The organism is Streptomyces flavofungini, from assembly GCF_014650815.1.
GTDB lineage: Bacteria > Actinomycetota > Actinomycetes > Streptomycetales > Streptomycetaceae > Streptomyces > Streptomyces flavofungini.
Window position 1 is genome coordinate 467,025 of record NZ_BMVR01000001.1, and the last position, 24,545, is coordinate 491,569.

A 24,545-nucleotide genomic window follows, 5' to 3' on the forward strand; every position below is an offset into this window, starting at 1 on the left:
GAGCATGACACTCCGGTCAGCGGCTCCGCGCACCGCTCGGCACGTCGTCCCACGTGCGGCTCGGCACGTCGTCCTACGTGCGGCTCAGCGCTTCGTCCCACGCGCTGCTCAGCGCTTCGTCCCCACATGCCGCTCAGCACGTCATCCCGCGCGAGCCGGGCAGCGCCTTCTCGATCCACTTGCGGTCCGCCGCCAGCCGCTTGCCCGTCGTCCAGAGGTCGGGCGTGGACTCGCCCTTGGTGATGCCGATGAGGGCGCGGTCGCCCGCCCGCAGCCGCGGGTCCACGTCCGTGTTCATCACGAACGTGATCCTCGACTCCCCCTCGGCGGGCTTGTAGTAGCGGGACACGTCCAGCGTGATCCGGTCCCGGGTACCGCCGGGCAGCGACTCGACGCGGTGCACGGTGCCCTCGACGACGAGCCGCGCGCAGGCGACGTAGGCCTCGGGCGACCGGTCGTCCGAGGCGCCGTCCGAGCCGTCGGAGCCGTCCTCGTCGTCCTTCGAGGCGTTCGGGGGCTTCGAGGCGTCCGGGGCGTCCGGGGCCCGCGAGGCGTGCTCCCGCGCGTCGCCGCCGCCCGGCACCGAGACCTTGGCGCCGTCGTCGCCCGCCCTGTCCCCGTCCCCGGTCGCACCGCTCGCCCCGAGCCAGACCACGCCGCCGAGCAGTCCGGCGCCGAGCGCGGCCGCGAGGGCGAGCACGGCACGGCGGCGGGCGGCGCCGGGCTGCCGGAAGGGGGCGGTGGGGGGCAGGGCGGGTGGGGGAAGCGGGGCAAGCGAGGGAAGCGGGGGGAGGGGAGCCGTCCGGGCCCGCCCCTCCGCACCGGCCCGCGGCACGCCCTCCGCACCGGCCCGCGTCTCCCCCTCCGTACGCCGCGCCAGCGTGTCCCCCACGATCCTGAGCTGCTCCCGCAGCAGGGCCACATCCGCGACCGCCGCCGCGTGCTCGGCCAGGAACCGTTCGTCGGCGCGCAGCCCCCCGGGCACCGGTGCGTCCGTGACCGCCAGCGTCAGCGCGTCGACGGCGTCGTCAGTCTCCTCGTGCGCCACGGTCACACCACCTCTCCCTCGTGCAGCCGCGTCCGCAGCATCCGTACGGCCGCGTGCAGCCTGCTCTTGACCGTGCCCTCCGGGATGCCCAGCTCGGCGGCGATGTCCCGGACCGGCAGGTCGGCGTAGAAGCGCAGGACGACGACCTGCCGCTGGCTGTCCGGCAGCGCGTCGAGCCCCTGCGCCACGGCCAGCGAAAGCACCCGCGACTCGGCGCCGTCCGCACCGGCCTCCGCGGGGCGCAGCGCGGCGAGCCGCTCGCCGAGCCGTTCCTGGCGGCGCCGGGCCCGGTGGAAGTCCATCGCCCAGTTCGAGGCGACGACCGCGGCCCACGCCGACACGTCGCGCGGCGCCTGCTCCCCCTTCGCCGCCCGCTCCAGGAGCCGCAGCCTGACCTGCTGCACCCCGTCCTGCAGCTCGCCGTGCGGCACCCCGCCCAGCGACAGGACGGCCCGGACCCGGTCCTCCTGGGCCGGGCCGAGCGGGTCGGCGGCCTGTTGTCCCCGTGGTCCGCGGCGCGTGATTCTGCGCAGCAATGGCCCTCCCCCTGTGTCCCGCGCTTGCCCGCGCTTGTCCCGCGTTTCCCCTAGGACGCCGGAGCGGGCCGAAACGTTCGCGGGAATGTGGCGTCCCGCACCTCGGACAATGGATTGGACAAAGCGGCCGTGGACAGACGCATCATGGAGCGGCGGCGGCAGCGCCCCTGGCCGGACGGCCGCACGCCCGGCAGGAGACTGCCGCAGCCAGGCACGCAACTACGGAGGGACCCCTGTGAAGGTCGGAATCGTCGGAGCCACCGGTCAGGTCGGCACGGTCATGCGCAAGATCCTCGCCGAGCGGAAGTTTCCGATCGACGAGCTGCGCCTGTTCGCCTCGGCCCGCTCGGCCGGTTCGGTCCTGGACGGCGTGACGGTCGAGGACGCCTCGACGGCCGACTACACGGGCCTGGACATCGTCCTGTTCTCCGCGGGCGGCGCCACCTCCAAGGCGCTCGCCGAGAAGGTCGCGGCCCAGGGCGCCGTGGTGATCGACAACTCCTCGGCCTGGCGCCGCGACCCCGAGGTGCCGCTGGTCGTCTCCGAGGTGAACCCGCACGCGATCGCGGACCGTCCCAAGGGCATCATCGCGAACCCGAACTGCACGACGATGGCCGCGATGCCGGTCCTCAAGCCGCTGCACCTGGAGGCGGAGCTGACCTCGCTGGTCGTCGCCACCTACCAGGCGGTGTCCGGCTCCGGCCTCGCGGGCGTCGAGGAGCTGTTCGAGCAGGTCAAGAAGGTGGGCGAGGACGCGCCGAAGCTCACGCACGGCGGCGACCAGGTCGAGTTCCCCGAGCCGGACAAGTACGTCGCGCCGATCGCGTACAACGTCCTGCCGCTCGCGGGCTCGATCGTCGACGACGGTCTGAACGAGACCGACGAGGAGCAGAAGCTGCGCCACGAGTCCCGCAAGATCCTGGAGATCCCGGCCCTCAAGGTCTCCGGCACCTGCGTCCGCGTGCCCGTCTTCACCGGCCACTCGCTGCAGATCAACGCCCGCTTCGCGCGGCCGCTGTCCGCCGAGCGCGCCGCCGAGATCCTCGCCGCCGCGGAGGGCGTCGTCCTCACCGACGTCCCCACGCCGCTGGTGGCCGCGGGCCGCGACGAGTCCTTCGTGGGCCGTATCCGCGGCGACGAGACCGTCGAGAACGGCCTCGCGTTCTTCGTCTCCGACGACAACCTCCGCAAGGGCGCCGCGCTGAACGCGGTGCAGATCGCGGAGCTGGTGGCGGCGGAGCTCGCGGCTTCCTGAGCCGCCGGAAAACCTGAGCGATCGGCAAACCTGCTGGTCGCAGGGGATCGTTTCGTCACCCACGGATGAGTGAAACGGCGCATGCCTCCCGGGCGGGTCCGGGCAGTACCTCGGTGCACCAACCGCACCACACACAAGGGAAGTTCATGCGCCGTATCACCGCCGTGGCCGCCATGGCCGTCGGAACCCTCGCTCTCGCCGGTGCGCTCGCCGCCCCGGCGAGCGCCGTCCCGGACCCCGTAGCCACCGTCGACTGCGCGGTCGCCGATGTCACGGGCCTCGTCGACCCGGCCAACCTCGGCGTGCCCGCCGAGGTGCCGGGCGCGGGTTGCCTGGCCCCCTGACCTGACGCTCGCAGGACCGGGACACCACCGCGCCCGTACGGACCCGACCAGGTCCGTACGGGCGCGGTGCCGTTGTCGCGTCACTGCTTGCCGCGCCCCGCAGTCGCCACCACCCCCAGCGCCACCACCGCGAGCCCGCCCCCGACCCACAGGACGTCGGTCACGCCGATCCCGTCGGCGACCCGGCCGCCGGTCAGCGCGCCCACCGCGATGGCCACGTTGAACACCCCCGCGAACAGCGCGGACGCCGCTTCCCTGGCGCCCGGCGCGGCCGCCATCACCCAGTTCTGCGAGGACACCGACACGCCTCCGTACGAGAGGCCCCAGGCGACGAGAAGCACCACCGTCACGGCGAGCGAGCCCCCGGCCGGGACCAGAAGGAGCACCACGCCGCCGAGCGCCGCCGAGATCAGCAGGAGCGCGCGGCGCGGGTCGCGGGCCGCGAGGGAGCCGCCGACGAAGTTGCCGACGATCCCGGCGACGCCGTAGCCGAGCAGCAGCGCGCTGACGAGCCCCGCGCCCAGGTCCGGCACCCGCTCCAGGACCGGCCGCACATAGGTGTACGCGGTGAAGTGCCCGACGACGAGCAGCGCGACCGCGACCAGGCCGACCCGCAGCCTCGGCATGCGCAGCAGCTCCGGGAAGACGCCGAGCCGCACCGGCTCGGTGGGCGGCAGCGGAGGCAGGACGACGGCGAGCAGCCCGGCGACCGCGGCGCCGAGCACGGCGACGGCGCCGAACGCCCAGCGCCAGCCCGCGAGTTCACCGAGGAAGGTGCCCGCGGGGACGCCGAGCACCGAGGCCACGGCTATGCCGCTGAAGATCACGGCGGTGGCCCGCCCGAAGGACTCGGTACGCACCAGACGGATCGCGAGGGAGGCCGCGACGGCCCAGACGCCGCCGATGCACAGGCCGACGACGATGCGCGCGCCGAGCAGCACCGCGAAGGACGGCGCGAGCGCGGACAGCAGGTTCGCGGCACCGAGCAGCAGCATCAGGCCGACCAGCACGGCACGCCGGTCCGCGCGGCGGGCGGCGACGGGCAGCAGCAGCGCGGCGAGGGCCGCGACGAGGCCGGGCAGGGTGACGGTGAGCCCGGCGGTGCCGTCGCTGACGCGCAGCCCCGACGACAGGGAGGTGAGGAGTCCCACGGGCAGCATTTCCGTGGTGACGACGGAGAAGGTGGCGGCCGCGACGGCGACGACGGACAGCGGCAGGGACCGGCGTCCGGTGGGGAGCGGCGCGGTTTCGGTCACGGTTTTCATGGGCACCAGCCAACGCCCGTGGGGTCACCGGGAACAACGGCGGACTTCTCATCCTTGAATGAGCGTGGCTCATTGATCGAGGGACGGGGCGAACGCGTATGAGTGGGCTCGAGGTCCGGGAGCTGGAGTGTTTCCTGGCACTGGCCGAGGAACTGCATTTCGGCCGGGCGGGCGAACGGCTCTATGTCTCCCAGAGCCGGGTCAGTCAGCTGCTGGCCGCGCTGGAACAGCGGATCGGCGCGCGCCTCGTGGAGCGTACTAGCCGCCGGGTCCGGCTGACCCCGCTCGGCGAACGGTTCCACGCGGAACTGCGGCCCGCGTACGCGGAGTTGTCGGGTGTGGTCGAGCGGGCGCGGGAGTCCGCGCGGGGGGTGGCGGGCCGGATCAGGATCGGCTTCCAGGGGACGGCGGACGCGCGCCTGATGGAAGCGATCACGACCTTCCAGAAGCAGCATCCGGGCTGCGTCACGGAGATCGCGGAGGTGCCCTTCGCGGACCCCTTCGGGGCGGTCCGCGCGGGCGAGGTGGACGCGGCGATCGTGCTGCTTCCGGTGGCGGAGCCCGAGCTGGTGCTGGGCCCGCTGTTCTCCCGCCAGCAGCAGACCGTCGCGGTCTCCGTACGGCACCCCTTCGCGTCCCGGCCGTCCCTGACCCCGGCCGACCTCGCCGACACCCCCCTGATCTCGGCGACGGCGCCCGCCCCCGCCTACTGGCGCGAGGCCCAGGCGCCGTCCGCCGTCCCCGCGCCCGCCGTGCGCACCCTCCAGGAGGGCCTGACCCTGGTCGCCGCCGACCGGGGCGCGATGCTGCTGTGCCGTCCGACGGCGGAGTACCACGGGCGGCGGGACGTCGCGTTCGTCCCCGTCACCGGCGTCCCGGACTCCGTCCTCGGCCTGGTGTGGCACCGGGACGGGGAGACGGAGCGGGTGCGGGCGTTCGCGCGGGCGGTGGCGGCGGCGGGCGACGTGGCCGCGTCGGCCGCGTGAGGTGCGCACCGGGCGGCGCGGCGCCGTCCGGGCCGGGCCGTCACCGCGGGCGGCGGACCTCGAAGTGGAAGCAGCCGTACTCCACGGCGCGGACGTGGACCAGGGCGACCTGCGGGTCCCCGAACGCCTCCGTGAGGGCCTCGTCGAAGGCCGCCGTCGTGTCCTCCGGCATCTCCACGAAGCGGCCGCCGACGATGTTGCCGCCGGCGTCGTAGCGGCGGAACGCCCGGAGGGCGCCCGGCCTGACGTACGGGTACTCCGTCCGCGTCGCCTCCGGCTCCGGGCCGTCGCACGGGTCGGCGTGGATGAACACGGGGCCCTGCTCGTCGTACGCCCCCGGGTCCGCGCCGGTCTCCGCCGCCCAGCGGCGCAGCGGGGCGTACGCGACCAGGGCGATGCGGTCGCCCTTGCGGGCGGGGCGCAGGCAGCAGCGGAGGGGGTCGCCGCCCTCCGGGTCGGTGTAGGGGAGGCAGGGGCGGCCCGCGTCGTCCGTGTCGCGGAGCTGCTTGAGGGTGTCGGGGGCGATGGGGCGCGGGGTGAATGTGGTGGTCATGGGCCCAGGTTCGCGCGTGCGCGACCGCTCCGGCTGGCGGTTTCCGGACGTCGACCTCTCCCTCGCTTCCCCTCGCCTTCCCACCATCCCGTCGGGGTGCCCTACCCCACGCCCCAGCTCCCCCTCCCGTTCAGCTCCGCCACGTCCGTCCCCGTCGTCCACCGGTACGCCGCGTCCAGCTCGGACAGCTCCTCGGGGGTGAGGACGTCCTCGACCCGTTCGAACCCCTCGGGGGCCCGCTCGGCGACGACTTGGAGGAGCCGGTCGGCGGGCATGCTCCGGTTGGCGAGGACGAGCTCGGCGGTGGCCTCCCGGCGGACCTCCTCGTACGCCCGCAACCCGGCGACCCGATCGGGGTCGTTGACGGCGAGGGACCGGGCGAGGACCCGCGCGTCGAGGACGGCCTGCGACCCCCCGTTGGACCCGACCGGGTACATGGGGTGGGCGGCGTCCCCGAGGAGGGTGACGGGCCCGCGCCCCCATCGGGGCAACGGCTCCCGGTCGACCATCGGGTACTCCAGGATCCGCCGGGTGGCGGCGAACAGCGCGGGCACGTCGAGATCCCCGATCCGCCACCCGGCGAAGTAGGGCAGGACGTCGGAGAGCCGCCCGCTGCGGTTCCAGTCGGCCGCCCCGGACATCCCCCCGTGCTCGACGGGAAAGCGCACCTCGGCGACCCAGTTGAGCAACGCGCGGCCCCGCCGCTCGGCCTCCCCGGAGATGGGGTAGACGACGAGCTTGGCGTGCGCGTTGCTCCCGGCGATGGCGACGGTGCGCCCGCCGAGCACGGGGTCCCACTCGGCGACGCCGCGCCACATCCGAATGCCGTTCCAGAGCGGCGGCCCCTCCCCGGGATGCAGCCGCGCCCGCACGGTGGAGTAGAGACCGTCCGCGCCGATGAGCGCCCGCACCCGCACGGAGTGCTCCCGCCCGCGCGCCAGGTCCCGCAGGATCACCCGCAGCAACTGCCCCTCGGTCTCGGCGCACCGCACGAACGCCGTGCCGGTGACGACGGCCCGTTCGCCGAGGCGTTCGCGCACCGCGTCGAGGAGGATCATCTGGAGGGCGCCGCGGTGGATGGAGTACTGCGGCCAGTGGTAGCCGAGGGCGTGGCCGCGCGGCTCGCCCCAGATGCGGTTGCCGTGCCGGTCGTAGTGGACCATCCGGGCGGTCGCGACGCCGGTGGCGGCCAGTTGCTCGCCGAGGCCGAGCTCGGTCAACTCCCGTACGGCGTGCGGCAGCAGGTTGATGCCGACGCCGACGGGCCGGAGCACCTGCACCGGCTCGATCACCCGCACCCCGATCCCCGCCGCGTGCAGGCTCAGCGCCGCCGTGAGCCCGCCGATGCCCGCGCCCGCGACCAGTACGTCGGCGTTCGCGGCGTTCATGGCGCTCACGGTCGCCGCACCGCCCGCCCGACCTCGGCCCGCAGCTTCACGAACTCCGGCAGGCCCCGGGTGACGATCTGGTCGCGCGGCGCGGGCAGTTCGACGCGCAGTTCGCTGTGGACGCGGCCGGGGGCACCGGTGAGGACGACGACGCGGTCACCGACGTACACGCTCTCGTCGATGTCGTGGGTGACGAGGAGGATGGTCATTCCGGGACTGCCGCCGCTCTCCGTACCGCCGTCGGCGTCGCCGCCCCCGCCGAAGTCACCGGGCCCGCCGCCGGAATCACCGCCTCCGCCCGACCCCCCACCCGACCCCCCGCCCCCGCCCGCACGCACCGAGAGCAGCAGATCCTCCAGATCCTCCCTGGTCTGCGCGTCGACGGAGCCGAACGGCTCGTCCATCAGGAGCAGGGCGGGCCGGTAGGCGAGCGCGCGGGCGATGGCGACGCGCTGCTGCATGCCGCCGGAGAGCTGCCACGGATAGCGGCCCGCGGTGCCGTCGAGGCCGACCTGGGCGAGGGCGGACTCGGCGCGGGCGCGCCGCTTCGCACGGGCGAGGCCGCGGCGGCGCAGCGGCAGGGCGACGTTGTCGCGGACGGTCAGCCAGGGGAAGAGCGAGCGGGTGTAGTCCTGGAAGACGACGGCGAGGTCGTCGGGCACGCCGTCGACGTCCCGGCCGCCGACGGCGATCCGGCCCTCGCTGGGCCGCTGCAGCCCCGCGACGCACCGCAGCAGCGTGGACTTGCCGCAGCCGGACGGCCCGACGATGCTCACCAACTCGCCGCGTGCGACGTGCAGTTCGACCCCTTCGACGGCCCGGTGCCCGTCGGCGTAGCGATGACTGAGCCCAGCGATCTCCAGCATCCCCTGTTCCCCCTGTCCCCCTGTTGCCAACTGCCTTGCGGTCTACGTGATGTGAGGGTCCGTGAACCCTTTGCGTTCCCTGTGTGTCCCCTGCATCGGGTGGCCGGTCCGCCGCCCGTGCGCCGGGGTGGTCTAGGTGTCCGCCCGTCGTGCGCCCCGGTGCCAGGCCAGGGCCCGGCGCTCGACGAGCAGGAACAGTCCGTTCAGTACGCAGCCGACGGCGCCGAGGAGCACGATCCCGGCCCACAGGTGGTCCGGCCTGAACTCCCGCTCGGCGGCGTTGAGCCGGGCGCCGATGCCTTCGCCGGACCCCATCAGCTCGGCGATGACCATGAGGATCAGGGCGAAGCCGAGGGCGACCCGCAGTCCCGCGAAGATTCTCGGGGCGGCGCCGGGCAGGACGACGTACCGGAGCCGCGCGACGCCGCCGAGCCCGAGTACGCGGGCGGTGTCGAGTTGCAGCGGCTCCACGGAGCGGACGCCGTCGGCGGTGTTGAGCAGCACCGGCCAGACGACGCCGAAGACGATGGCCGCCAGTTGCATGGACGTGCCGAGCCCGAAGGCGACCATGAAGAACGGGATGAGCGTGGGCGGCGGCACGGCCCGCCCGAACTGCAGCACCGGGTCCAGGACGTGGAAGGCCACCCGGGAGAGCCCGATCCCGACCCCCACGGCGATCCCGACGGCCCCGGCGACGGCCCAGCCGAGCAGCAGATGACTGAGACTCGGCACGAAGTCGTCCACGGCGAGATCACTCAGCCACAGCCGCGACGGCGGCCCCGACCACCACAGCTCCCGCATGGCCCGCACGATCCGCGAGGGCGGCGGAAAGTACAGGTCCTCGGCCCGCCGGGCGGCCAACTCCCAGAGCAGCACGAGCAGGACGAGCAGCCAGCCACGAGCGAGCAGCCCGAGGGCGACGCGACGCACACGCCCACTCATCGCCCCGCCCCCGACCCGTCAAGCCCGTCCGGCGACCTCATCGCCCCACCCCCGACCTATCAAGCCCGTCGAGGGGGCCCCTCCCTGCTCCTTCAGAGCCTGGGGGAGATTGAGGACGAGCGCGGAGCGCGACACGGGGGGTCCGGGGGGCGGAGCCCCTCGGTTTCGGGAAGGGGCGGGACTGGGGAAACAACACCCTCTCCACCCCCACGAGCCCAGCGTTCGCCGCAACACCGAGCACCCCCGCCCAACAAGCCCCCGCCACCATCAGATCCGGCCGACCGCCCCCGGACTGCGTATCGAGCAAATAGACGCCGAGTCCCCCGTCACCCCCGGCCCGCAACTCCGCGCTGACCGCCACGATCAACCCCACGGACGCGGCGATCCGCACCCCGGTGACGACGAAGGGCCCCGCGCTGGGCAGCGACACCCGCCACACCACCCCGAGCGGCCCGAACCCGAAGGACCGGAGGGTCTCCTTGGCGACGGGGTCGACGTCCCGGAGCCCGTAGAGGGTGTTGAGGAGGATGGGCCAGAGCGCGGCGTAACAGACGAGGGACCGCTCCACCCGGTCGGGCTCGACGAAGACGAGGATGGCGAGGGGGATGAGGGCGACGGAGGGGATGGGCCGGGCGAGTTCGACGACGGCGAGGGCGGCGGCGCGCAGCCGGGGCAGGGAGCCGAGGAGCAGCCCGGCGGGCACGGCGAGGGCGACGGCGAGGGCGAGCCCGCCGAGCCAGGCGGCGACGGTGGCCCACAGGTCGTCGAGGAACCCGTCGTCGACGGCCATCTCGGCGGCGCGGGCGAGCACGGCGGAGGCGGGCGGCAGCGCCTGCTCGTCGAACACCCCGCTGCGGGCGACGAGTTCGACGACGAGGAAGGCCCCGCAGAGCCCGAACGCCCCGAGCAGGGCACGGCCCGACCTGCGCTCGACCAGCTGCCCGGCGCGCCCACCGGCGCGCAGGCGAGCGCGCGCCCCGAACCCCGGGCCGAGGCCCGGACCGGAGCGCGCGCCCCGTTTCACCGCATCGCCCCATTCATCGCATCGCCCGCCGCACCGCGCAGCCACCGCACCGCGTGACCCGCCGCACCGCGCAGCCACCGCACCGCGTGACCCGCCGCACCGCGCAGCCACCGCACCGCGTGACCCGCCTCATCGCGTAGCCCACATCGTCCCCGTCACGCACGTCACGCCATCCCCCTGGCATCCCGTCGCCACCCTCACGGCCCCGCCCGCACCAGCAGCGGCTCCACGTCCAGTTCCCGCTTCAGATACCCGAACTCCCGCATCAGCCCGACCACCCGGCGCAGTCGCGCCGGATCGAGGGCCGCGGGGTAGCCGCCGAGGTTCAGCTGGGCGGCCTGGTCGGCGGTGATCTTCGTGTAGTCGGGGAGCGTGGCGACGACGGCGGAGCGGTTGGCGGCCTGTTTCTGGGCGCGGGCCATGGCGCGCTGGAAGGCGGCGACCGTCTTGGGGTTGTCCTTGGCGAACGACGCCGTGGCCGCGTACCCGGCGACCGGGAAGCCCGCGGTGGGCGGCTTGCCGAGGTCGGCGACGACCCGGCCGGTGCCGGAGCGCTCGATCGCGCTGACGAAGGGCTCGACGGCCTGTACGGCCTCGACGCTGCCGGACTTCAGGGCGGTCTCCATGTTCGGCATGTCGACCTCGGCGAAGTTCTTGTCGTCGTCGAAGGTGGCGCCCTCCGCCTTTCCGGCCTTCTTGACCAGCAGGGCGCTGATGTTCCGCTTGGTGTTGACGCCGATCTTCTTGTCCTGGAGGTCCTTCAGGGACTTGACCGGCGAGTCCTTGCGGACCAGGACCGCGTGCGTGCGGGGCGCGGACTGGAAGGCGTCGGAGACGATGCGGACGTCGATGGCCTTGTTGGCGTGGGCGAGGAAGTACGAGACGTAGTTGCCGAAGGAGATGTCGAGGGCGCCCGCCCGCAGCCGGCTGACGGACTCCGCGCCACCGCTGAGCGTGGTGGTGCGCACGGTCAGCCCCTCCGCCTTGAAGAAGCCCTTGCGCTGGGCCATCTCCAGCGGGGCGGTGTCGGCGACGGGCATGGTGCCGACGGTGATCCGGGTCTTCTCCGGACCCTTGCCGTCACTCCGGCCGGAGTCGTCGGACGAGCCGCAGCCGGCGGCGGCCAGCAGGACCAGGGCGAGGGCGGGCGCGGCCGCGCCGTGTAACCGTGCCCGGCTCCGTGACCGCCGCGGCCCGCGCGGGCCCTGTGCACCGCGTGCACCCCTTGCCATATGCATCTGCTCCCGCTGCTCCGGACCGTCGCGGTCGGCGTCCGGCCGCCTACGGCTGCTTCCGTCCGCTTCGGTCCCGCTTCCGTCCGCTCCTTGACCTGAGCCGACGCGCGGATGTTAACGGCCGCACGACCTGAGAACAATGGCCCGGGGCAGGCGGTGACCGCGCATGGAAGGATGGCGAGAAACATCGCAAAAAGTTCGCAAGTCGTACCGAGGAGATGACCGCGTGCCCGGCACCAATCTGACCCGTGAAGAGGCGCAGCAGCGGGCGAAGCTGCTCACCGTTGACTCGTACGAGATCGATCTCGACCTCTCCGGAGCGCAGGAGGGAGGGACGTACCGGTCGGTGACCACGGTGCGTTTCGACTCCGCCGAGGCGAACGCCGAGACCTTCATCGATCTGATCGCCCCCGCCGTCCACGAGGTCGTCCTGAACGGGCACGCCCTGGAGGTGGGCGCCGTCTTCCGCGACTCGCGGATCGCCCTGAGGCATCTGCACGAGGGCGCCAACGAGCTGAAGGTCGTCGCGGACTGCGAGTACACGAACACCGGCGAGGGCCTGCACCGCTTCGTCGACCCGGTCGACCAGCAGGCGTACCTGTACACCCAGTTCGAGGTCCCGGACGCGCGCCGCGTGTTCGCCTCCTTCGAGCAGCCCGACCTGAAGGCCACCTTCCAGTTCACCGTGAAGGCGCCCTCCGGCTGGACCGTCATCTCCAACTCGCCGACGCCGGAGCCGAAGGACGACGTCTGGACGTTCGCGCCGACACCGCGCCTTTCCACGTACGTCACGGCGCTGATCGTCGGCCCGTACCACGCGGTGCACAGCGTCTACGAGAAGGACGGGCAGTCGGTCCCGCTCGGCATCTACTGCCGTCCCTCCCTCGCGGAGTTCCTGGACGCGGACGCGATCTTCGACGTCACCCGGCAGGGCTTCGACTGGTTCCAGGAGAAGTTCGACTACACCTACCCGTTCGCGAAGTACGACCAGCTCTTCGTGCCGGAGTTCAACGCGGGCGCGATGGAGAACGCGGGCGCCGTCACCATCCGTGACCAGTACGTGTTCCGGTCCAAGGTGACCGACGCCGCGTACGAGGTGCGGGCCGCGACGATCCTGCACGAGCTGGCGCACATGTGGTTCGGCGACCTCGTGACCATGGAGTGGTGGAACGACCTGTGGCTGAACGAGTCGTTCGCGACGTTCGCCGAGGCGGCCTGCCAGGCGTACGCGCCCGGGTCGAAGTGGCCGCACTCCTGGACCACGTTCGCGAACTCCATGAAGACCTGGGCGTACCGGCAGGACCAGCTGCCGTCCACGCACCCGATCATGGCGGACATCCGCGACCTGGACGACGTGCTCGTCAACTTCGACGGCATCACGTACGCCAAGGGCGCGAGCGTCCTCAAGCAGCTCGTCGCGTACGTCGGCATGGACGAGTTCTTCAGCGGCGTGCAGGCGTACTTCAAGCGGCACGCGTTCGGCAACACGCGCCTGTCCGATCTGCTCGGCGCCCTGGAGGAGACCAGCGGCCGGGACCTGAAGACCTGGTCGAAGAAGTGGCTGGAGACGGCCGGCATCAACGTGCTGCGGCCCGTCGTGGACGTCGACTCCGCCGGGAACATCACCTCCTTCGCCATCAAGCAGGAGGCCCCGGCGCTGCCCGAGGGCGCCAAGGGCGAGCCGACGCTGCGCCCGCACCGCATCGCCATCGGCCTGTACGACCTCGACGACGACTCCGGCAAGCTGCTGCGCACCGACCGCGTCGAGCTGGACGTCGACGGCGAGCTGACCGCGGTGGAGGCGCTCGTGGGCCGCGCCCGGCCCGACGTGATCCTGCTCAACGACGACGACCTGTCGTACGCCAAGGTCCGTTTGGACACCGAGTCCCTCGCCTTCGTCACCGAGCACCTCGGCGACTTCGAGGCCTCGCTGCCGCGGGCGCTGTGCTGGGCGTCGGCGTGGGACATGACGCGCGACGCCGAGCTGTCGACGCGCGACTACCTCTCCCTCATCCTGTCCGGCATCGGCAAGGAGTCCGACATCGGCGTCGTGCAGTCGCTGCACCGGCAGGTGAAGCTGGCGCTCGACCTGTACGCCGCCCCGGCCGGCCGCGAGGCCGCGCTCACCCGGTGGACCGAGGCCACCCTGGAGCACCTGCGGGCGGCCCGGCCCGGCGGTGACCACCAGCTGGCGTGGGCGCGGGCGTTCGCCGCGACCGCCCGCACGGAGTCCGACCTGGCGCTCCTTGAGGGGCTCCTCGACGGCTCCGAGACCATCGAGGGGCTCGCCGTCGACACCGAGCTGCGGTGGGCGTTCGTGGCGCGGCTCGCCGCGACCGGGCGGCTCGACGAGGGCGGGATCGCCGCCGAGTTCGAGCGGGACAAGACCGCCGCGGGTGAGCGGCACGCCGCCGCGGCGCGGGCCGCCCGGCCCACCGCCGCCGCCAAGGCCGAGGCGTGGGCTTCCGTCGTCGAGTCCGACAAGCTGCCCAACGCCGTGCAGGAGGCGGTGATCTCCGGCTTCGTCCAGACCGAGCAGCGGGAGTTGCTCGCGCCCTACACCGCGAAGTACTTCGACGCCGTCAAGGCAGTCTGGGAGTCCCGCTCCCACGAGATGGCCCAGCAGGTCGTGGTCGGCCTGTACCCGGCCGTCCAGGTCTCCCAGGCCACCCTGGACGCGACGGACACCTGGCTCAAGTCCGCGGAGCCCACGGCCGCGCTGCACCGTCTCATCACGGAGTCCCGCGCGGGCGTCGAGCGGGCTCTGCGCGCGCAGTCCGCCGACGCGTAGCCCTCCGGGCGTCCGGGGACGCCGGGGGTGGGCCCAACGCAGGCCGTTGCGCCCACCCCCGGCACCGGACGCCCGTCTCCCCGGCGCCCCGCAGAGCCCCGGAGCCCCGCCGTCAAGCGCGCGTCGCCCCCCGCAGCGCCGCCAGGACGTGGCTCACCGTCGGCGAAGCCTCCGCGCCGCGGCGTACGGCGGCGATCACATGGCGGCGCGGGCGGTCCGCCGCCAGCTCCCGCATCGCCACCCCGCTCCGGCCAAAGGCCCCCGCCCCGGCCATCCTCGGCACGAGAGCCACCCCCATCCCGGCCTCCACCATCGCCAGAATCGCCTCCCACCCCGCCGCGCTGTGCGCCTGCTCGGGCACGAACCCGGCGGCCTCGCACGCGGTCCGCGTGATCTCGGACCAGGGCCCGGAGCCGCCGAAGATCCACGGCTCGGAGGCGAGGTCGGCGAGCCGCAGGGCGGCGGTGCGGGCGAGGGGATGGTCGCGGGGCAGCGCGACGTCGAGGGGATCGGCGAGCAGCGTGACCTGGGTGAACCGCCCTCCCTCGAACTCTCGGGGCGCCTGCGCGGCCAGGGACAGGGCGAGGTCGACGTCCCCGGCGGCCAGCAGGTCGTAGGCCTCCCCCGCCTCGGCCTCCCGGACGCGGACGGAGATCCCGGGGTGCGCGCCCCGCAGGGCCCGTACGGCGGGCACCACGAGCGCGGGCACGGCGGTGGCGAAGGCGCCGACCCGCACCTCCCCGGCCTCCCCCTTGGCATACGCGGCCAACTCCGCGTCGGCCCGCTCCAGTTGAGCGAGAACGGCGTCGGCGTGCCGGAGCAGAAGACGCGCGGCCCCGGTGAGCCGCACCCGCCGCCCGTGGGCCTCCAGGAGCGGCACACCGACCTGCTTGGCGAGGTTGGAGAGTTGCTGGGAGACGGCGGAGGGGGTCATCAGGAGCACCTGGGCCGTCGCGGTGACGGTCCCGCGTTCGTTGAGGGTGCGCAGGATCTGCAGCTTCTTGATGTCCCACTCGGTCATGGCGTCAACGTACCCGCGCACGTGCCGCTACTTCCCGCCCGCGGAGCCGAGCACCACGCCGCCCAGGATCAGCGCCATGCACATGACCTGCAGCCATCCCATCCCCTCGCCGAGGAGGGCGAAGGACAGCAGGGCCACACACACGGGCTGGAGGTAGTAGACGACGCCCGCGCGGGCCGCGCCGATGACGGAGATCGCCTTGTTCCAGGCGAAGAAGGCGACCGCCGATGAGACCACGCCGACGTACAGGAGCGGGGACACCGTCGCGGCCGTCGGCTCGAAGCCGCCCTGGACGACGAGGTTGACGAGGAACACGGGCAGCAGCATCAGCGCGCCCAGGACGAAGGTGGCGAAGAGGAAGGGCAGTCCGGAGATCTCGGCGGGCCTGCGGCGGAGCAGCGCGCTGTACGAGCCGAAGGCGACGGCGCCGCCGATCACCCACAGGTCGCCGACCGCGAGGTCCATGCCGAGGGAGCCGCCGCTGACCAGGAGCAGGACTCCGGCGCAGGCGACGAGCATGCCCGTGACGCGCCGCGCTCCGAGCCGGGCGCCGCCGAGGCGTTCGTACACCGCCATCAGGACCGGCGAGGCGGCCATGATCATGCCCATGTTGCCCGCGGTGGTGGTGACTCCGGCCTGGTTGACGAGGGTGTTGTAGACGGTGACGCCGAGCAGGGAGGCGGCGACCAGGAAGCCGAAGTGGCGGCGGAGCAGAGCTCGTTGACGCCAGGCCTGGCGGGCCGCGAACGGCGCGACGGCCGCGATGGCGATGAGCCAGCGCCAGAACGCGTGCTGGATCGGCGGGACGCTGTCGGCGAGGGCGCGGGAGGTGACGAAGCTGCCCGACCAGACGACGGTGGCGAGCGCGGCGAGCGCGAGCCCGACGCCGAGCCCTCCGGCGGCGGTACGCCCACCTCCCACGCCCCGCACACTCGCGCTGCCGCTGCCGCTGCTCCGGTCCAGGTCCAGGACGCTCGCCACTGGTATCCCCTTGCCTCTCTCCCCTGTACGGGGCTCTCGCCCGGCCCCCCTGCGGGACCGGGCGAGAGCTACCGTCGCAGCCCAGGACTGCTCAGGTCCATCGAATCTTTTCGATCATTCTTTGAAGCAGATCTGAACGATTACTTGATGAGTACTTGCGCCTGCGCCCCCTCGGTCACCTGCGCCCCCGCCCCCTCGGGCACCCGCGGCTGCGACTCCGCGAGCACCTGGTCCCGCGGCTTCGGCCGCGGCTTCGCCCGCAGTTGCCCGAACACCGTCGCCCCGAACGCGAGCACCATCCCCGCCACCTGCACCGGCGTCAGCGACTGGCCGAGCGCCGCCCACCCGATGACCGCGGCCGTGAGCGGCGAGAGCGGGCCGAGGAGGCTGGCCTGGGTGGCGCTGAGGCGGCCGATGCCGCGGAACCACAGCCAGTACGCGACGGCCGTACCGGCGAGGGACAGGTAGAGGTAGCCCGCGATGTTCCGTCCGTCCAGGGCGGGCGGCGCGCCCTCGACCAGGAACGCGACGGGGGCGATGAGCAGGCCGCCGACCGTGAGCTGCCAGGCCGTGAGCGCGAGCGGGCCGATGCCGTCCGGGCGCCCCCACCGCTTGGTGAGCACCGTGCCCGTGGACATCGAGGCCGTCGATCCCACGGCCGCGAGCAGCCCGACCGTGTCGAGCGCCCCGGTGGCCTTGAGGACGACCAGGCTGACGCCGAGCGCCGCCGCGGCGCCGGTGAGCAGGGTGCGCGGGGTGGGCCGGTCGGCGAGGAGGAGCGCCGCGAGTCCGGCGACGAAGAGCGGGCCGACGGAGCCGACGACGGCGGCCATGCCGCCGGGCAGGCGGTAGGCGGACAGGAAGAGCAGCGGGAAGAAGGCGCCGATGTTCAGGGCGCCGAGGACCGCCGACTTCCACCACCACTCCCCTCGGGGCAGCCGTCTGGCGAGCAGGAGCAGCAGCAGGCCGGCGGGCAGGGCCCGCGTCAGGGCCGTGAACAGGGGCCGGTCCGCGGGCAGGAACTCGGTGGTGACGGCGTAGGTGGAGCCCCAGGTGAGGGGGGCGTAGGCGGTGAGGAGGATCGCGGTGGCGCGGTTCATGACGGACGTCTCCCGAGGGCTCACGAAGGAAGCTGAGTGATGAGTAGCTTAGCCCTAAGCTACTTACGGTCAAGTCACTTAGTTGGAACCCACTCATTTGCAACCCACTTACTTGCAAGCATCCGTATCTCGTGGATACTTCCCTCATGAACGCGAGCAACGTGATGTCCTCCCCGAGCGCGACGCACTCCGGAGAAGCGGCCGCCCCGGCCGTGCCGGACGGCGTCGACGCGATCATCGAGCAGTGGGCCGCAGTCCGGCCGGATCTGGAGACCACGCCCATGGAGGTCTTCGGCCGCGTCTACCGCACCACGCAGGCCATGGGCGACCGCATCGAGAAGGCGTACCGCCGACTCGGCACCACGCGCGGCGAGTTCGACGTCCTCGCGACGCTGCGCCGCCACGGCGAGCCGTACACGCTCTCGCCGCGTCAGCTCTCCTCGACGCTGATGCTGACGACGGGCGGCATGACGGGGCGCCTGGACAAGCTGGAGCGGGCCGGGCTGCTGCGCCGCTCCCCCGACCCGCACGACCGGCGGGGCCTGCAGGTCACGCTGACCGAGGAGGGCCGGGAGCTGGTGGACCGGGCGGTCGCGGCGGGTCTGGAGGTGCAGCACGCGGCGCTCGTGGCCGCGGGGCTCGACGAGGCGGAGACGGCGCAGCTCGCGGCCCTGCTGCGCAAGCTGCTCGCGGGCTCGCAGCCGGGCGACGGCTCATGACGGCGGGTGGGGCCGGGGGTTTGTGAAACACCGAGGGCGCCCTCCGGCCTCGTCCGCGGACGTCAACAGGCGTCCGTGTACGCGGCCGAGGGGCGCCCTCGGCGAAGAAAAGCGAAAAGCGTGCAGGGGCGGACCCGCGTCGTCAGCTCTGCTTCTGCTGCTTGCGGGACTTGTCGCCGACCATCACCAGACCGGCGATCACCAGGAACAGCACGATCGGCGCGGCGACATACAGGCCCAGCGTCTCCATCACGCTCAGGCCCGGGCCCGGGTCGTCGCCGTCGTCGCGGTTGAGCGCGAGCGCGGGGGACGACATGAGCAGCATCATCAGCGTCGTACCGGCCGTCAGAGCACCGGCGCGCAGGGCGTTCTTCTTGTCCACGGTGCCAACGTAGCGAACCGCCGCGCGGCCCGCGCGCCCGGGGTGCCCGTACGGGCGCCTCATCCGGCGCCCGGCGGGTGCGGCCGCGGCTCCCGGAACGCGCGGAACACCTCCAGCAGGGCGTGCAGCCGGGGTGCGGCGGCCAGGTCCTCCAGGGTGACGGGGCGGCCCGCGGCGTCGGCGATCGGCAGGCGCCAGTTGGGGTACTGGTCCCGGGTGCCGGGCAGGTTCTGCGGGCGGCGGTCGCCGACGGTGTCGGGCAGCCAGACGCCGACCATGCGGGCGGGCGTCGCGAGCAGGAACCGGTGCACGGCGCGGACCTCGTCCTCCTCGTTCCCGGCGCCGCCCGGCAGCAGGCCGAGCCGGGACAGCAGGCCGAGCCATTCGCGGACGTCGGCGGCGGCCTCGGCGCGTTCGGCGGCCAGCGGGCGGCTGAGCAGGCCCAGGTCGTGCCGGAGGCGCACGTGGGAGCCGGTGACGCGGGCGGCGGTGGACGGCAGGTCGTGGGTGGTGGCGGTGGCCAGGCAGTCGGCGCGCCACGCGTCGGGCGCGAGGGGCTGGCCGGTGCCGTCCCAGTCCCGCTCGAACCACAGCACGGAGGTGCCGAGCACCCCGTGCTCGCGCAGCGTCCCGCGCACGCCCGGCTCGACCGTGCCGAGGTCCTCGCCGATGACGAGGGCGCCCGCGCGGTGCGCTTCCAGGACGAGGACGGCGAGCATGGCTTCGGCGTCGTAGCGTACGTACGTCCCGTCGACGGGGGTACGTCCGACCGGCACCCACCACAGCCGGAAGAGCCCCATGACGTGGTCGACGCGCACGGCGCCCGCGTGCCGCAGCGTCGCGCGCAGCAGCGCGCGGAACGGGGCGTAGCCGGACTCCGCGAGCCGGTCGGGCCGCCAGGGCGGCAGCCCCCAGTCCTGGCCGCGTTCGTTGAAGGCGTCCGGGGGCGCGCCCACGGACATGCCCGCCGCGAAGTACCGCTGCTGCGCCCAGGCGTCGGCGCCGTCCGGATGCACGCCGACGGCGAGGTCGTGGATGAGGCCGATGGCCATCCCGGCGTCGCGGGCGGCCCGCTGCGCGGCGGCGAGTTGCGCGTCGGTGAGCCACGCGAGCCGCTCGTGAAAGTCCACACGGTCCATCAACTCGGCGCGGGCGCGGGCGGTTTCGGGGGACGTCGGGTCCTGGAGGGCGGCGGGCCAGGCATGCCAGTCCGGCCCGTGCCGTTCGGCGAGCGCACACCAGGTCGCGTGGTCCTCCAAGTCCTCCCCGTGCTCGGCGAGGAAGTCGCTGTACGCGGCGCACCGGCCCGGACCGAGCGGCACGTCCCGGATCAACTCCAGCGCGGCCGCCTTGAGTTCCCACACCGCGTCCCGGTCGATGAGCCCGCCCGCACGCAGCACCGCCCGGCGCAGCTCCGCGCCCCGCTCCGCACAGCCGCCCGCCCGCTCGCGCGCCTCGCCCCGCAGGTGGGCGAACTCCGGGACGTTCTCGACGCGCAGGTGCACGGGGTCCGGGAAGCGGCGGGAGGACGGGCGGTACGGCGAGGGGTCCCCGGCACCGCCCACCGGTCTGGGCACCGCCGCGTGCAACGGATTCACCTGCACGAACCCCGCCCCCAACGCCCGCCCCGCCCACGCGGCCAGCTCCGCGAGATCGCCCAGGTCGCCCATGCCCCAGGAGTGCCCGCTCAGGAGGGAGTAGAGCTGGACGAGGAAGCCGTGGGTACGGGGCGGGGGCGCGGGGGCGCGGCGGGGGGCGACGATGAGGTGGGTGCGGGCGGTGACGCCGTCGGGGGTGGTGGCCGTCAGACGGTGAACGCCCAGGGGGAGCCGGGGGGATGCCGGGGTCGGGTGCTCTCCGGCGAGGGCGGCGGTGAGGTCGATCGGGGGCCCGTCTTGTTCCGTCTCCACGGTGAGCCGGGTGCCCGGGGGGAGACCGGAGAGGGCGGCCGGGGCTTGCGGGGGCTCCTGCGGCGTGGGGTGCGCGTGGCCCTCACGGTCGTCACGGTCCTCGCGGTCCTCGCGGTCCTCGCGGTCGTCACGGTCCTCGCGGTCCTCGCGGTCCTCGCGGTCCTCGCGGTCCTCGCGGTCGTCACGGTCCTCGCGGTCCTCGCGGTCCTCGCGCGGCGGATCCGCGCCCTCGCGTACGGGCCGTTCGTCCGTCCACAGCACCACTGTGGGGGGTAACAGCCTCTCCCGTAACTCCCGTTCGCGTGCCGCCACCGCGTCCCGTACCGCCTCCGGCGTGCTCGCGTCGACGTCGAGCGCGGCGAGGGCCGCGACGACCGCGGCCTCGGAGGCCCGGACCGTACGGTCCGGGGACGGTGCGTAGGAGGTGGCCACGCCGTACAGAGCGGCCAGCCGGGCAAGGGTCATCTATACGCCCATGGGGTCCAGGCCCGCGGCCATGCCCGTCGAGGTGGGCTCGCTGGTCAGCGGTGCGGCGTCCATGAGGGACGGCTCGCTGGTGAGGGGGGCGGCGTCGGCCAGCGGGGGCTCGCTCGTCAGGGGCGGCTCCAGACAGCCGCAGGAGCAGGAGCCGTCGAGGCCGGAGTCGGGGTGCGAGACCTGTTTGGACAGGGCGGAGAGGAGGAGGTTCGCGGAGGCGGGCATGGGGTGCTCCCTAGGTCGCGGATGCCGGTTCCGAAGCCCTACCCACTGCGGTGGGGGGCATCCGTATACGGCTGGGGAACGTGGCACTGGTCACACCGCACCCCGGCCGGAGGCTCCCCAACCCCGCCCCTTCCCGAAACCGGGGCTGCGCCCCTGGACCCCGAGGGTGGGTGCCCCTTTCGGGTGGAACGGGGCACCGCCGATACGGGGGTCCGGGGGCGGAGCCCTCCCCCGCGGCGGAGCCGCACATGGTCACAGCCGGGAAGGGGCGGGGCAGGGGAACGAACCGCCGGAGGCAACGCCCGCCCCCCACCCCCGCTTTGACACCCTCCCCACCCCGATGATGGGCTTCCGGCACCCTGTGTGACCACGCGAGTGTCCACAGTGACGAGACCGGCGGGGCGGGCCACCCCCGGAGTACTGCCGAGCGGCAAGGAGAAGGCGTGGAGCTGCGACGCGGGAAGGGCGCAGCCGCCCTCGCCCTCGCGGTGATCGCGGGCGCTCTCGGCGCGGCCCCGGACGCCTCCGGCACCCCACCCCCACCGGGCGGCACCCCGACCGCGCCGCCGGGCGGCACCTCGACCGCACCCCCGGACGACCAGCGATCGACGGCCGTGCCGGAGGTCTGGCCGAGGCCGCACGCCCAGGAGGCCACGGGCCGGGGGAACACGGTGGCCGTCGGCGACGAGGTGGCCCTCGTCACGGGCGAGCGGGCCGACCCGCACGCCGTGGAAGTCCTGCGCACCGTCCTCCGTACCACCGGCGCCCGCAGCGTCACCGAGGTCCAGGAGGGCACCCGACTCCCGCCAGGCCCCCACCTCGTGGTGCACGCCGGAGGCGCGAGCGCCGCGGAGGCGTTGCGCGCCCTGGGCGCGAAGCCCCGCGCCGACCTTCCCCGAGGCGGCTACCGCCTCGCCGTCGGCCGCGCGGCGGGCCGCGCCACCGTGGCCCTGGACGGCGTGGGCCCGGACGGCCTGTTCCACGCGGCGCAGACGCTGCGACAGCTCACCGACCCCAGGACCCGCACCATCCCGGGCACCCGCATCCGCGACTGGCCGGCGACGCCGGTCCGCGGCCTCGCGGAGGGCTTCTACGGCACCCCGTGGACCCACCCCCAACGCCTCGCCCAACTCGACTTCATGGGCCGCACGAAGCAGAACCGCTACCTGTACGCACCGGGCGAGGACCTGTACCGCCAGGCCCGCTGGCGCGAGCCGTACCCGGCGGCACGCCGAGCCGAGTTCCGCGCCCTCGCCGAGCGAGCCGCCCGCAACCACGTGACGCTCGCCTGGTCCGTGGCCCCCGGCCAGTCGATGTGCCTGTCGGAGGACGACGACGTCAGGGCCCTGACGCGGAAGGTGGACGCGATGGGGGCGCTGGGCGTGCGGGCGTTCCAACTGCAGTTCCAGGACGTGAGTTACAGCGAGTGGCACTGCGGCCGGGACGCGGAGGTCTTCGGCTCGGGTCCGCGCGCGGCGGCCCGGGCGCAGGCCCGCGTCGCCAACGCCGTCGCGCGGCACCTCGCCGCGCGGCACCCGGCCGCCCGGCCGCTGTCCCTCATGCCGACCGAGTACTTCCAGGACGGCGCCACGGACTACCGCGCGGCCCTGTCCGCCGCGCTCGACGACTCCGTCGAGGTGACGTGGACGGGGGTCGGCGTCGTACCGCGCACCATCACGGGCCGCGAACTGGCGCGGGTCCAGCGGGCGTTCGGGGATCATCCGCTGGTCACGGCGGACAACTACCCCGTGAACGACTTCGCCCAGGACCGGATCTTCCTCGGCCCGTACCGGGGCCGGGAACCCGCCGTCGCGCAGGGGTCCGTCGCGCTGCTCGGCAACGCGATGGCGCAGGCCGCGGCGTCCCGCATCCCGCTGTTCACCGTCGCCGACTTCGCCTGGAATCCCCGGGGTTACCGCCCCCGGGAGTCCTGGCGCGCCGCGAGCGCCGACCTCGCGGGCGGCGACTCGAAGGCGCGTGCCGCGCTGGCGGCGCTCGCCGGGAACGACGCGTCGTCCGTCCTCGGCGCCGACGAGTCGGTGTATCTCCGGCCGCTGATGCGGGAGTTCTGGCGTTCGCGTACGACGGCGGGACCGGGCCGCTTCGAGGCCGCCGGGCGCGCGCTGGGCGGTGCCTTCCGGGTGCTGCGGGACGCGCCGGGGCTGCTCGCCGGGAGCGACGTGGACGGCGTCGGCGACCTCGCGGCGGAGGTGCGGCCCTGGACGGAGCGGCTGGCACGCTACGGCGAGGCGGGTGAGACGGCTGTCCGGATGCTGAGCGCGGCGGCGCGCGGGGACGGGGAGGGCGCGTGGACGGCGGCGCGCGCCCTGCACGCACAACGTGCTGATCTGGCGGCGGAGGACAACAGGGAGGGGGGTCGGGTGACGGTCGGGGAGGGGGTTCTCGAACCGTTTCTGCAACGGGCGGAGGAGGCGTACGGGAGGTGGGCGGGGCTGGACGGGGAGCACGCCGTCCGGGGCGCGGTCGCTCGTTGGCGGGGTGCCCGGCCGCTCGCCGGGGTGACGGTCCTGACCGACCCCGGCAGTCGCGGCACCCTGGCGGGCCACGTCCCCGGCGAGGGCTGGCGCCGCCTCACGGCGCTGTCCCCTTCGGGCTGCACGGAGCCGGTGCCGCCCGTCCTCCCGGAAGGCCTGCGTGCCGACGCCCTCCGCGTCACCCTCGACCGAGGCGCCGTCCGGCACCTCGTGCCGTGGTTCGCCGACACGCCCGTCGCCCGGCTCGGGGTGGAGCGCGCGGAGGCGGACGCGGAGATCGGCGGCGGCCCGCGCCGGGTCACGGCGACGCTGCGGTCCCGGCGGCCCGGTGACGTACGGGGTGAGGTGACGGTGGCGGCGCCCGGGGGCGTGGAGGTGCGGGCGCCGCGGGCGGTGACGCTGCCGCGGGGCACGGAGGTCGGCGTGCCGCTCGGGGTGCGGGTGCCGGAGGGGACGCGCGCGGGGGCGTACGAGGTGTCCGTCACGTTCGGGGGCGAGACGCGGACCGTGCGGGTGCGGGCGTTCCCGCGCACCGGCGGACCGGATCTCGCGCGCGGCGCCAGGGCCACGTCCTCGGGTGACGAGACGGCGGACTTCCCGGCGGCGGCCGCGAACGACGGCGACGCCACGACCCGCTGGTCCTCGCCCGCCGAGGACGACGCGTGGTGGCAGCTGGAGCTGGCCGGGCCCGTGCGCCTCGGCCGGGTGGTGCTGCGCTGGCAGGACGCGTACGCCGCCGGGTACCGGATCCAGACCTCGGCGGACGGCAGGACCTGGCGCACCGCCGCCGTCGTGCGCGACGGCGCGGGCGGCCGCGAGTCCGTCCGCATGGACGCCCCGGACACCCGCTTCGTGCGGGTGCGGGGCGAGCGGCGGGCGACCCGCTTCGGCTACTCGCTGTGGTCGGTGGCGGCCTACGCGGTGGCGGAGGACTGAGCCCGCCTCCGGCACCGCGTGCGGCAGGGCGCGGGCGCCGGAGGCCCGGGTACGACAAGGCCCGGG

At 74.2% G+C, this 24,545-nt stretch carries 21 protein-coding genes; 6 read left to right on the forward strand and 15 right to left on the reverse strand.

The annotated features are described in order from the left end of the window. Positions 1–133 precede the first annotated feature (133 nt). Positions 134–1,054: a hypothetical protein gene (locus IE274_RS01935; RefSeq protein WP_190113752.1), complete on the reverse strand. Its 921-nt coding sequence runs from the start codon at positions 1,052–1,054 to the stop codon at positions 134–136. Continuing rightward, on the reverse strand, positions 1,051–1,584 hold the full coding sequence (locus IE274_RS01940) for an RNA polymerase sigma factor (RefSeq protein WP_190113753.1): 534 nt from the start codon (positions 1,582–1,584) through the stop codon (positions 1,051–1,053). The genes IE274_RS01935 and IE274_RS01940 overlap by 4 nt, the downstream gene beginning before the upstream one ends. A gap of 235 nt (positions 1,585–1,819) precedes the next feature. Between IE274_RS01940 and IE274_RS01945 the strand changes: the two genes are divergently transcribed. Then, on the forward strand, positions 1,820–2,839 hold the full coding sequence (locus IE274_RS01945) for an aspartate-semialdehyde dehydrogenase (protein ID WP_190113754.1): 1,020 nt from the start codon (positions 1,820–1,822) through the stop codon (positions 2,837–2,839). Positions 2,840–2,985: 146 nt separating this feature from the next. After that, the gene (locus IE274_RS01950) at positions 2,986–3,183 is read left to right on the forward strand and encodes a hypothetical protein (RefSeq protein WP_190113755.1); all 198 of its coding nucleotides are present in this window, start codon (positions 2,986–2,988) and stop codon (positions 3,181–3,183) included. An 80-nt stretch (positions 3,184–3,263) separates the two neighbouring features. On the opposite strand, the gene IE274_RS01955 is transcribed toward IE274_RS01950, so the two are convergent. After that, positions 3,264–4,448: an MFS transporter gene (locus IE274_RS01955; RefSeq protein WP_190113756.1), complete on the reverse strand. Its 1,185-nt coding sequence runs from the start codon at positions 4,446–4,448 to the stop codon at positions 3,264–3,266. A gap of 98 nt (positions 4,449–4,546) precedes the next feature. Here IE274_RS01955 and IE274_RS01960 point away from each other — a divergent pair, with 98 nt between their 5' ends. Then, complete coding sequence (locus IE274_RS01960) at positions 4,547–5,434, forward strand: LysR family transcriptional regulator (RefSeq protein ID WP_190113757.1); 888 nt, start codon at positions 4,547–4,549, stop codon at positions 5,432–5,434. Between the two features lie 40 nt (positions 5,435–5,474). Here the strand turns inward: IE274_RS01960 and IE274_RS01965 are convergent, their stop codons facing one another. The 6 genes from IE274_RS01965 to IE274_RS01990 all read right to left on the reverse strand — a co-directional run bounded on the left by IE274_RS01965 (position 5,475) and on the right by IE274_RS01990 (position 11,439). Continuing rightward, complete coding sequence (locus IE274_RS01965) at positions 5,475–5,987, reverse strand: DUF1203 domain-containing protein (RefSeq protein WP_190113758.1); 513 nt, start codon at positions 5,985–5,987, stop codon at positions 5,475–5,477. 101 nt (positions 5,988–6,088) lie between these two features. After that, complete coding sequence (locus IE274_RS01970; protein WP_190113759.1) at positions 6,089–7,375, reverse strand: flavin-dependent oxidoreductase; 1,287 nt, start codon at positions 7,373–7,375, stop codon at positions 6,089–6,091. Between the two features lie 5 nt (positions 7,376–7,380). Next, on the reverse strand, positions 7,381–8,241 hold the full coding sequence (locus IE274_RS01975) for an ABC transporter ATP-binding protein (RefSeq protein ID WP_190113760.1): 861 nt from the start codon (positions 8,239–8,241) through the stop codon (positions 7,381–7,383). A 132-nt stretch (positions 8,242–8,373) separates the two neighbouring features. Then, positions 8,374–9,171 (reverse strand): ABC transporter permease, encoded by a 798-nt coding sequence (locus IE274_RS01980; protein ID WP_190113761.1) that lies wholly within the window; start codon positions 9,169–9,171, stop codon positions 8,374–8,376. Positions 9,172–9,220: 49 nt separating this feature from the next. After that, entirely contained in the window at positions 9,221–10,207 is a 987-nt protein-coding gene (locus tag IE274_RS01985) for an ABC transporter permease (protein ID WP_190113762.1), read from the reverse strand. 197 nt (positions 10,208–10,404) lie between these two features. Beyond that, positions 10,405–11,439, reverse strand: a complete 1,035-nt coding sequence (locus tag IE274_RS01990; protein WP_190113763.1) for an ABC transporter substrate-binding protein — start codon at positions 11,437–11,439, stop codon at positions 10,405–10,407. A 229-nt stretch (positions 11,440–11,668) separates the two neighbouring features. Here IE274_RS01990 and pepN point away from each other — a divergent pair, with 229 nt between their 5' ends. Further along, positions 11,669–14,233: an aminopeptidase N gene (pepN, locus tag IE274_RS01995; protein ID WP_190113764.1), complete on the forward strand. Its 2,565-nt coding sequence runs from the start codon at positions 11,669–11,671 to the stop codon at positions 14,231–14,233. 112 nt (positions 14,234–14,345) lie between these two features. On the opposite strand, the gene IE274_RS02000 is transcribed toward pepN, so the two are convergent. From IE274_RS02000 to IE274_RS02010, 3 genes are all read right to left on the reverse strand, one after another. Then, positions 14,346–15,254 (reverse strand): LysR family transcriptional regulator, encoded by a 909-nt coding sequence (locus IE274_RS02000; protein ID WP_190113765.1) that lies wholly within the window; start codon positions 15,252–15,254, stop codon positions 14,346–14,348. Between the two features lie 27 nt (positions 15,255–15,281). Next, positions 15,282–16,184: a DMT family transporter gene (locus IE274_RS02005; RefSeq protein WP_229909172.1), complete on the reverse strand. Its 903-nt coding sequence runs from the start codon at positions 16,182–16,184 to the stop codon at positions 15,282–15,284. Positions 16,185–16,375: 191 nt separating this feature from the next. Continuing rightward, a complete protein-coding gene (locus tag IE274_RS02010) occupies positions 16,376–17,335 on the reverse strand; it encodes an EamA family transporter (RefSeq protein ID WP_229909086.1) in 960 nt (319 codons plus the stop codon). A 164-nt stretch (positions 17,336–17,499) separates the two neighbouring features. Here IE274_RS02010 and IE274_RS02015 point away from each other — a divergent pair, with 164 nt between their 5' ends. Next, positions 17,500–18,054: a MarR family winged helix-turn-helix transcriptional regulator gene (locus tag IE274_RS02015; protein WP_190114092.1), complete on the forward strand. Its 555-nt coding sequence runs from the start codon at positions 17,500–17,502 to the stop codon at positions 18,052–18,054. Positions 18,055–18,196: 142 nt separating this feature from the next. On the opposite strand, the gene IE274_RS02020 is transcribed toward IE274_RS02015, so the two are convergent. Genes IE274_RS02020 through IE274_RS02035 form a run of 3 tightly spaced genes read right to left on the reverse strand, consistent with a single transcriptional unit; the run spans position 18,197 to position 21,048 of the window. After that, positions 18,197–18,436: a hypothetical protein gene (locus IE274_RS02020; protein ID WP_030363363.1), complete on the reverse strand. Its 240-nt coding sequence runs from the start codon at positions 18,434–18,436 to the stop codon at positions 18,197–18,199. A gap of 59 nt (positions 18,437–18,495) precedes the next feature. Further along, positions 18,496–20,811, reverse strand: coding sequence for a 4-alpha-glucanotransferase (gene malQ / locus IE274_RS02025; protein WP_229909088.1), 2,316 nt, complete (start codon positions 20,809–20,811; stop codon positions 18,496–18,498). Next, positions 20,812–21,048, reverse strand: a complete 237-nt coding sequence (locus IE274_RS02035) for a hypothetical protein (protein WP_190113766.1) — start codon at positions 21,046–21,048, stop codon at positions 20,812–20,814. Positions 21,049–21,491: 443 nt separating this feature from the next. Between IE274_RS02035 and IE274_RS02040 the strand changes: the two genes are divergently transcribed. Further along, positions 21,492–24,479 (forward strand): glycoside hydrolase family 84 protein, encoded by a 2,988-nt coding sequence (locus IE274_RS02040; protein ID WP_190113767.1) that lies wholly within the window; start codon positions 21,492–21,494, stop codon positions 24,477–24,479. The last annotated feature ends 66 nt before the right edge of the window (positions 24,480–24,545 follow it).

Excerpts from the sequence above, each read along its gene's own strand:
- IE274_RS01950 (WP_190113755.1), top strand. The coding sequence starts at position 2,986 with ATGCGCCGTATCACCGCCGTGGCCGCCATGGCCGTCGGAACCCTCGCT.
- IE274_RS01955 (WP_190113756.1), bottom strand. The coding sequence starts at position 4,448 with ATGAAAACCGTGACCGAAACCGCGCCGCTCCCCACCGGACGCCGGTCC.
- IE274_RS01960 (WP_190113757.1), top strand. The coding sequence starts at position 4,547 with ATGAGTGGGCTCGAGGTCCGGGAGCTGGAGTGTTTCCTGGCACTGGCC.
- IE274_RS01965 (WP_190113758.1), bottom strand. The coding sequence starts at position 5,987 with ATGACCACCACATTCACCCCGCGCCCCATCGCCCCCGACACCCTCAAG.
- IE274_RS01970 (WP_190113759.1), bottom strand. The coding sequence starts at position 7,375 with ATGAACGCCGCGAACGCCGACGTACTGGTCGCGGGCGCGGGCATCGGC.
- IE274_RS01975 (WP_190113760.1), bottom strand. The coding sequence starts at position 8,241 with ATGCTGGAGATCGCTGGGCTCAGTCATCGCTACGCCGACGGGCACCGG.
- IE274_RS01990 (WP_190113763.1), bottom strand. The coding sequence starts at position 11,439 with ATGGCAAGGGGTGCACGCGGTGCACAGGGCCCGCGCGGGCCGCGGCGG.
- IE274_RS02000 (WP_190113765.1), bottom strand. The coding sequence starts at position 15,254 with ATGACCGAGTGGGACATCAAGAAGCTGCAGATCCTGCGCACCCTCAAC.
- IE274_RS02010 (WP_229909086.1), bottom strand. The coding sequence starts at position 17,335 with ATGAACCGCGCCACCGCGATCCTCCTCACCGCCTACGCCCCCCTCACC.
- IE274_RS02015 (WP_190114092.1), top strand. The coding sequence starts at position 17,500 with ATGTCCTCCCCGAGCGCGACGCACTCCGGAGAAGCGGCCGCCCCGGCC.
- malQ (WP_229909088.1), bottom strand. The coding sequence starts at position 20,811 with ATGACCCTTGCCCGGCTGGCCGCTCTGTACGGCGTGGCCACCTCCTAC.
- IE274_RS02035 (WP_190113766.1), bottom strand. The coding sequence starts at position 21,048 with ATGCCCGCCTCCGCGAACCTCCTCCTCTCCGCCCTGTCCAAACAGGTC.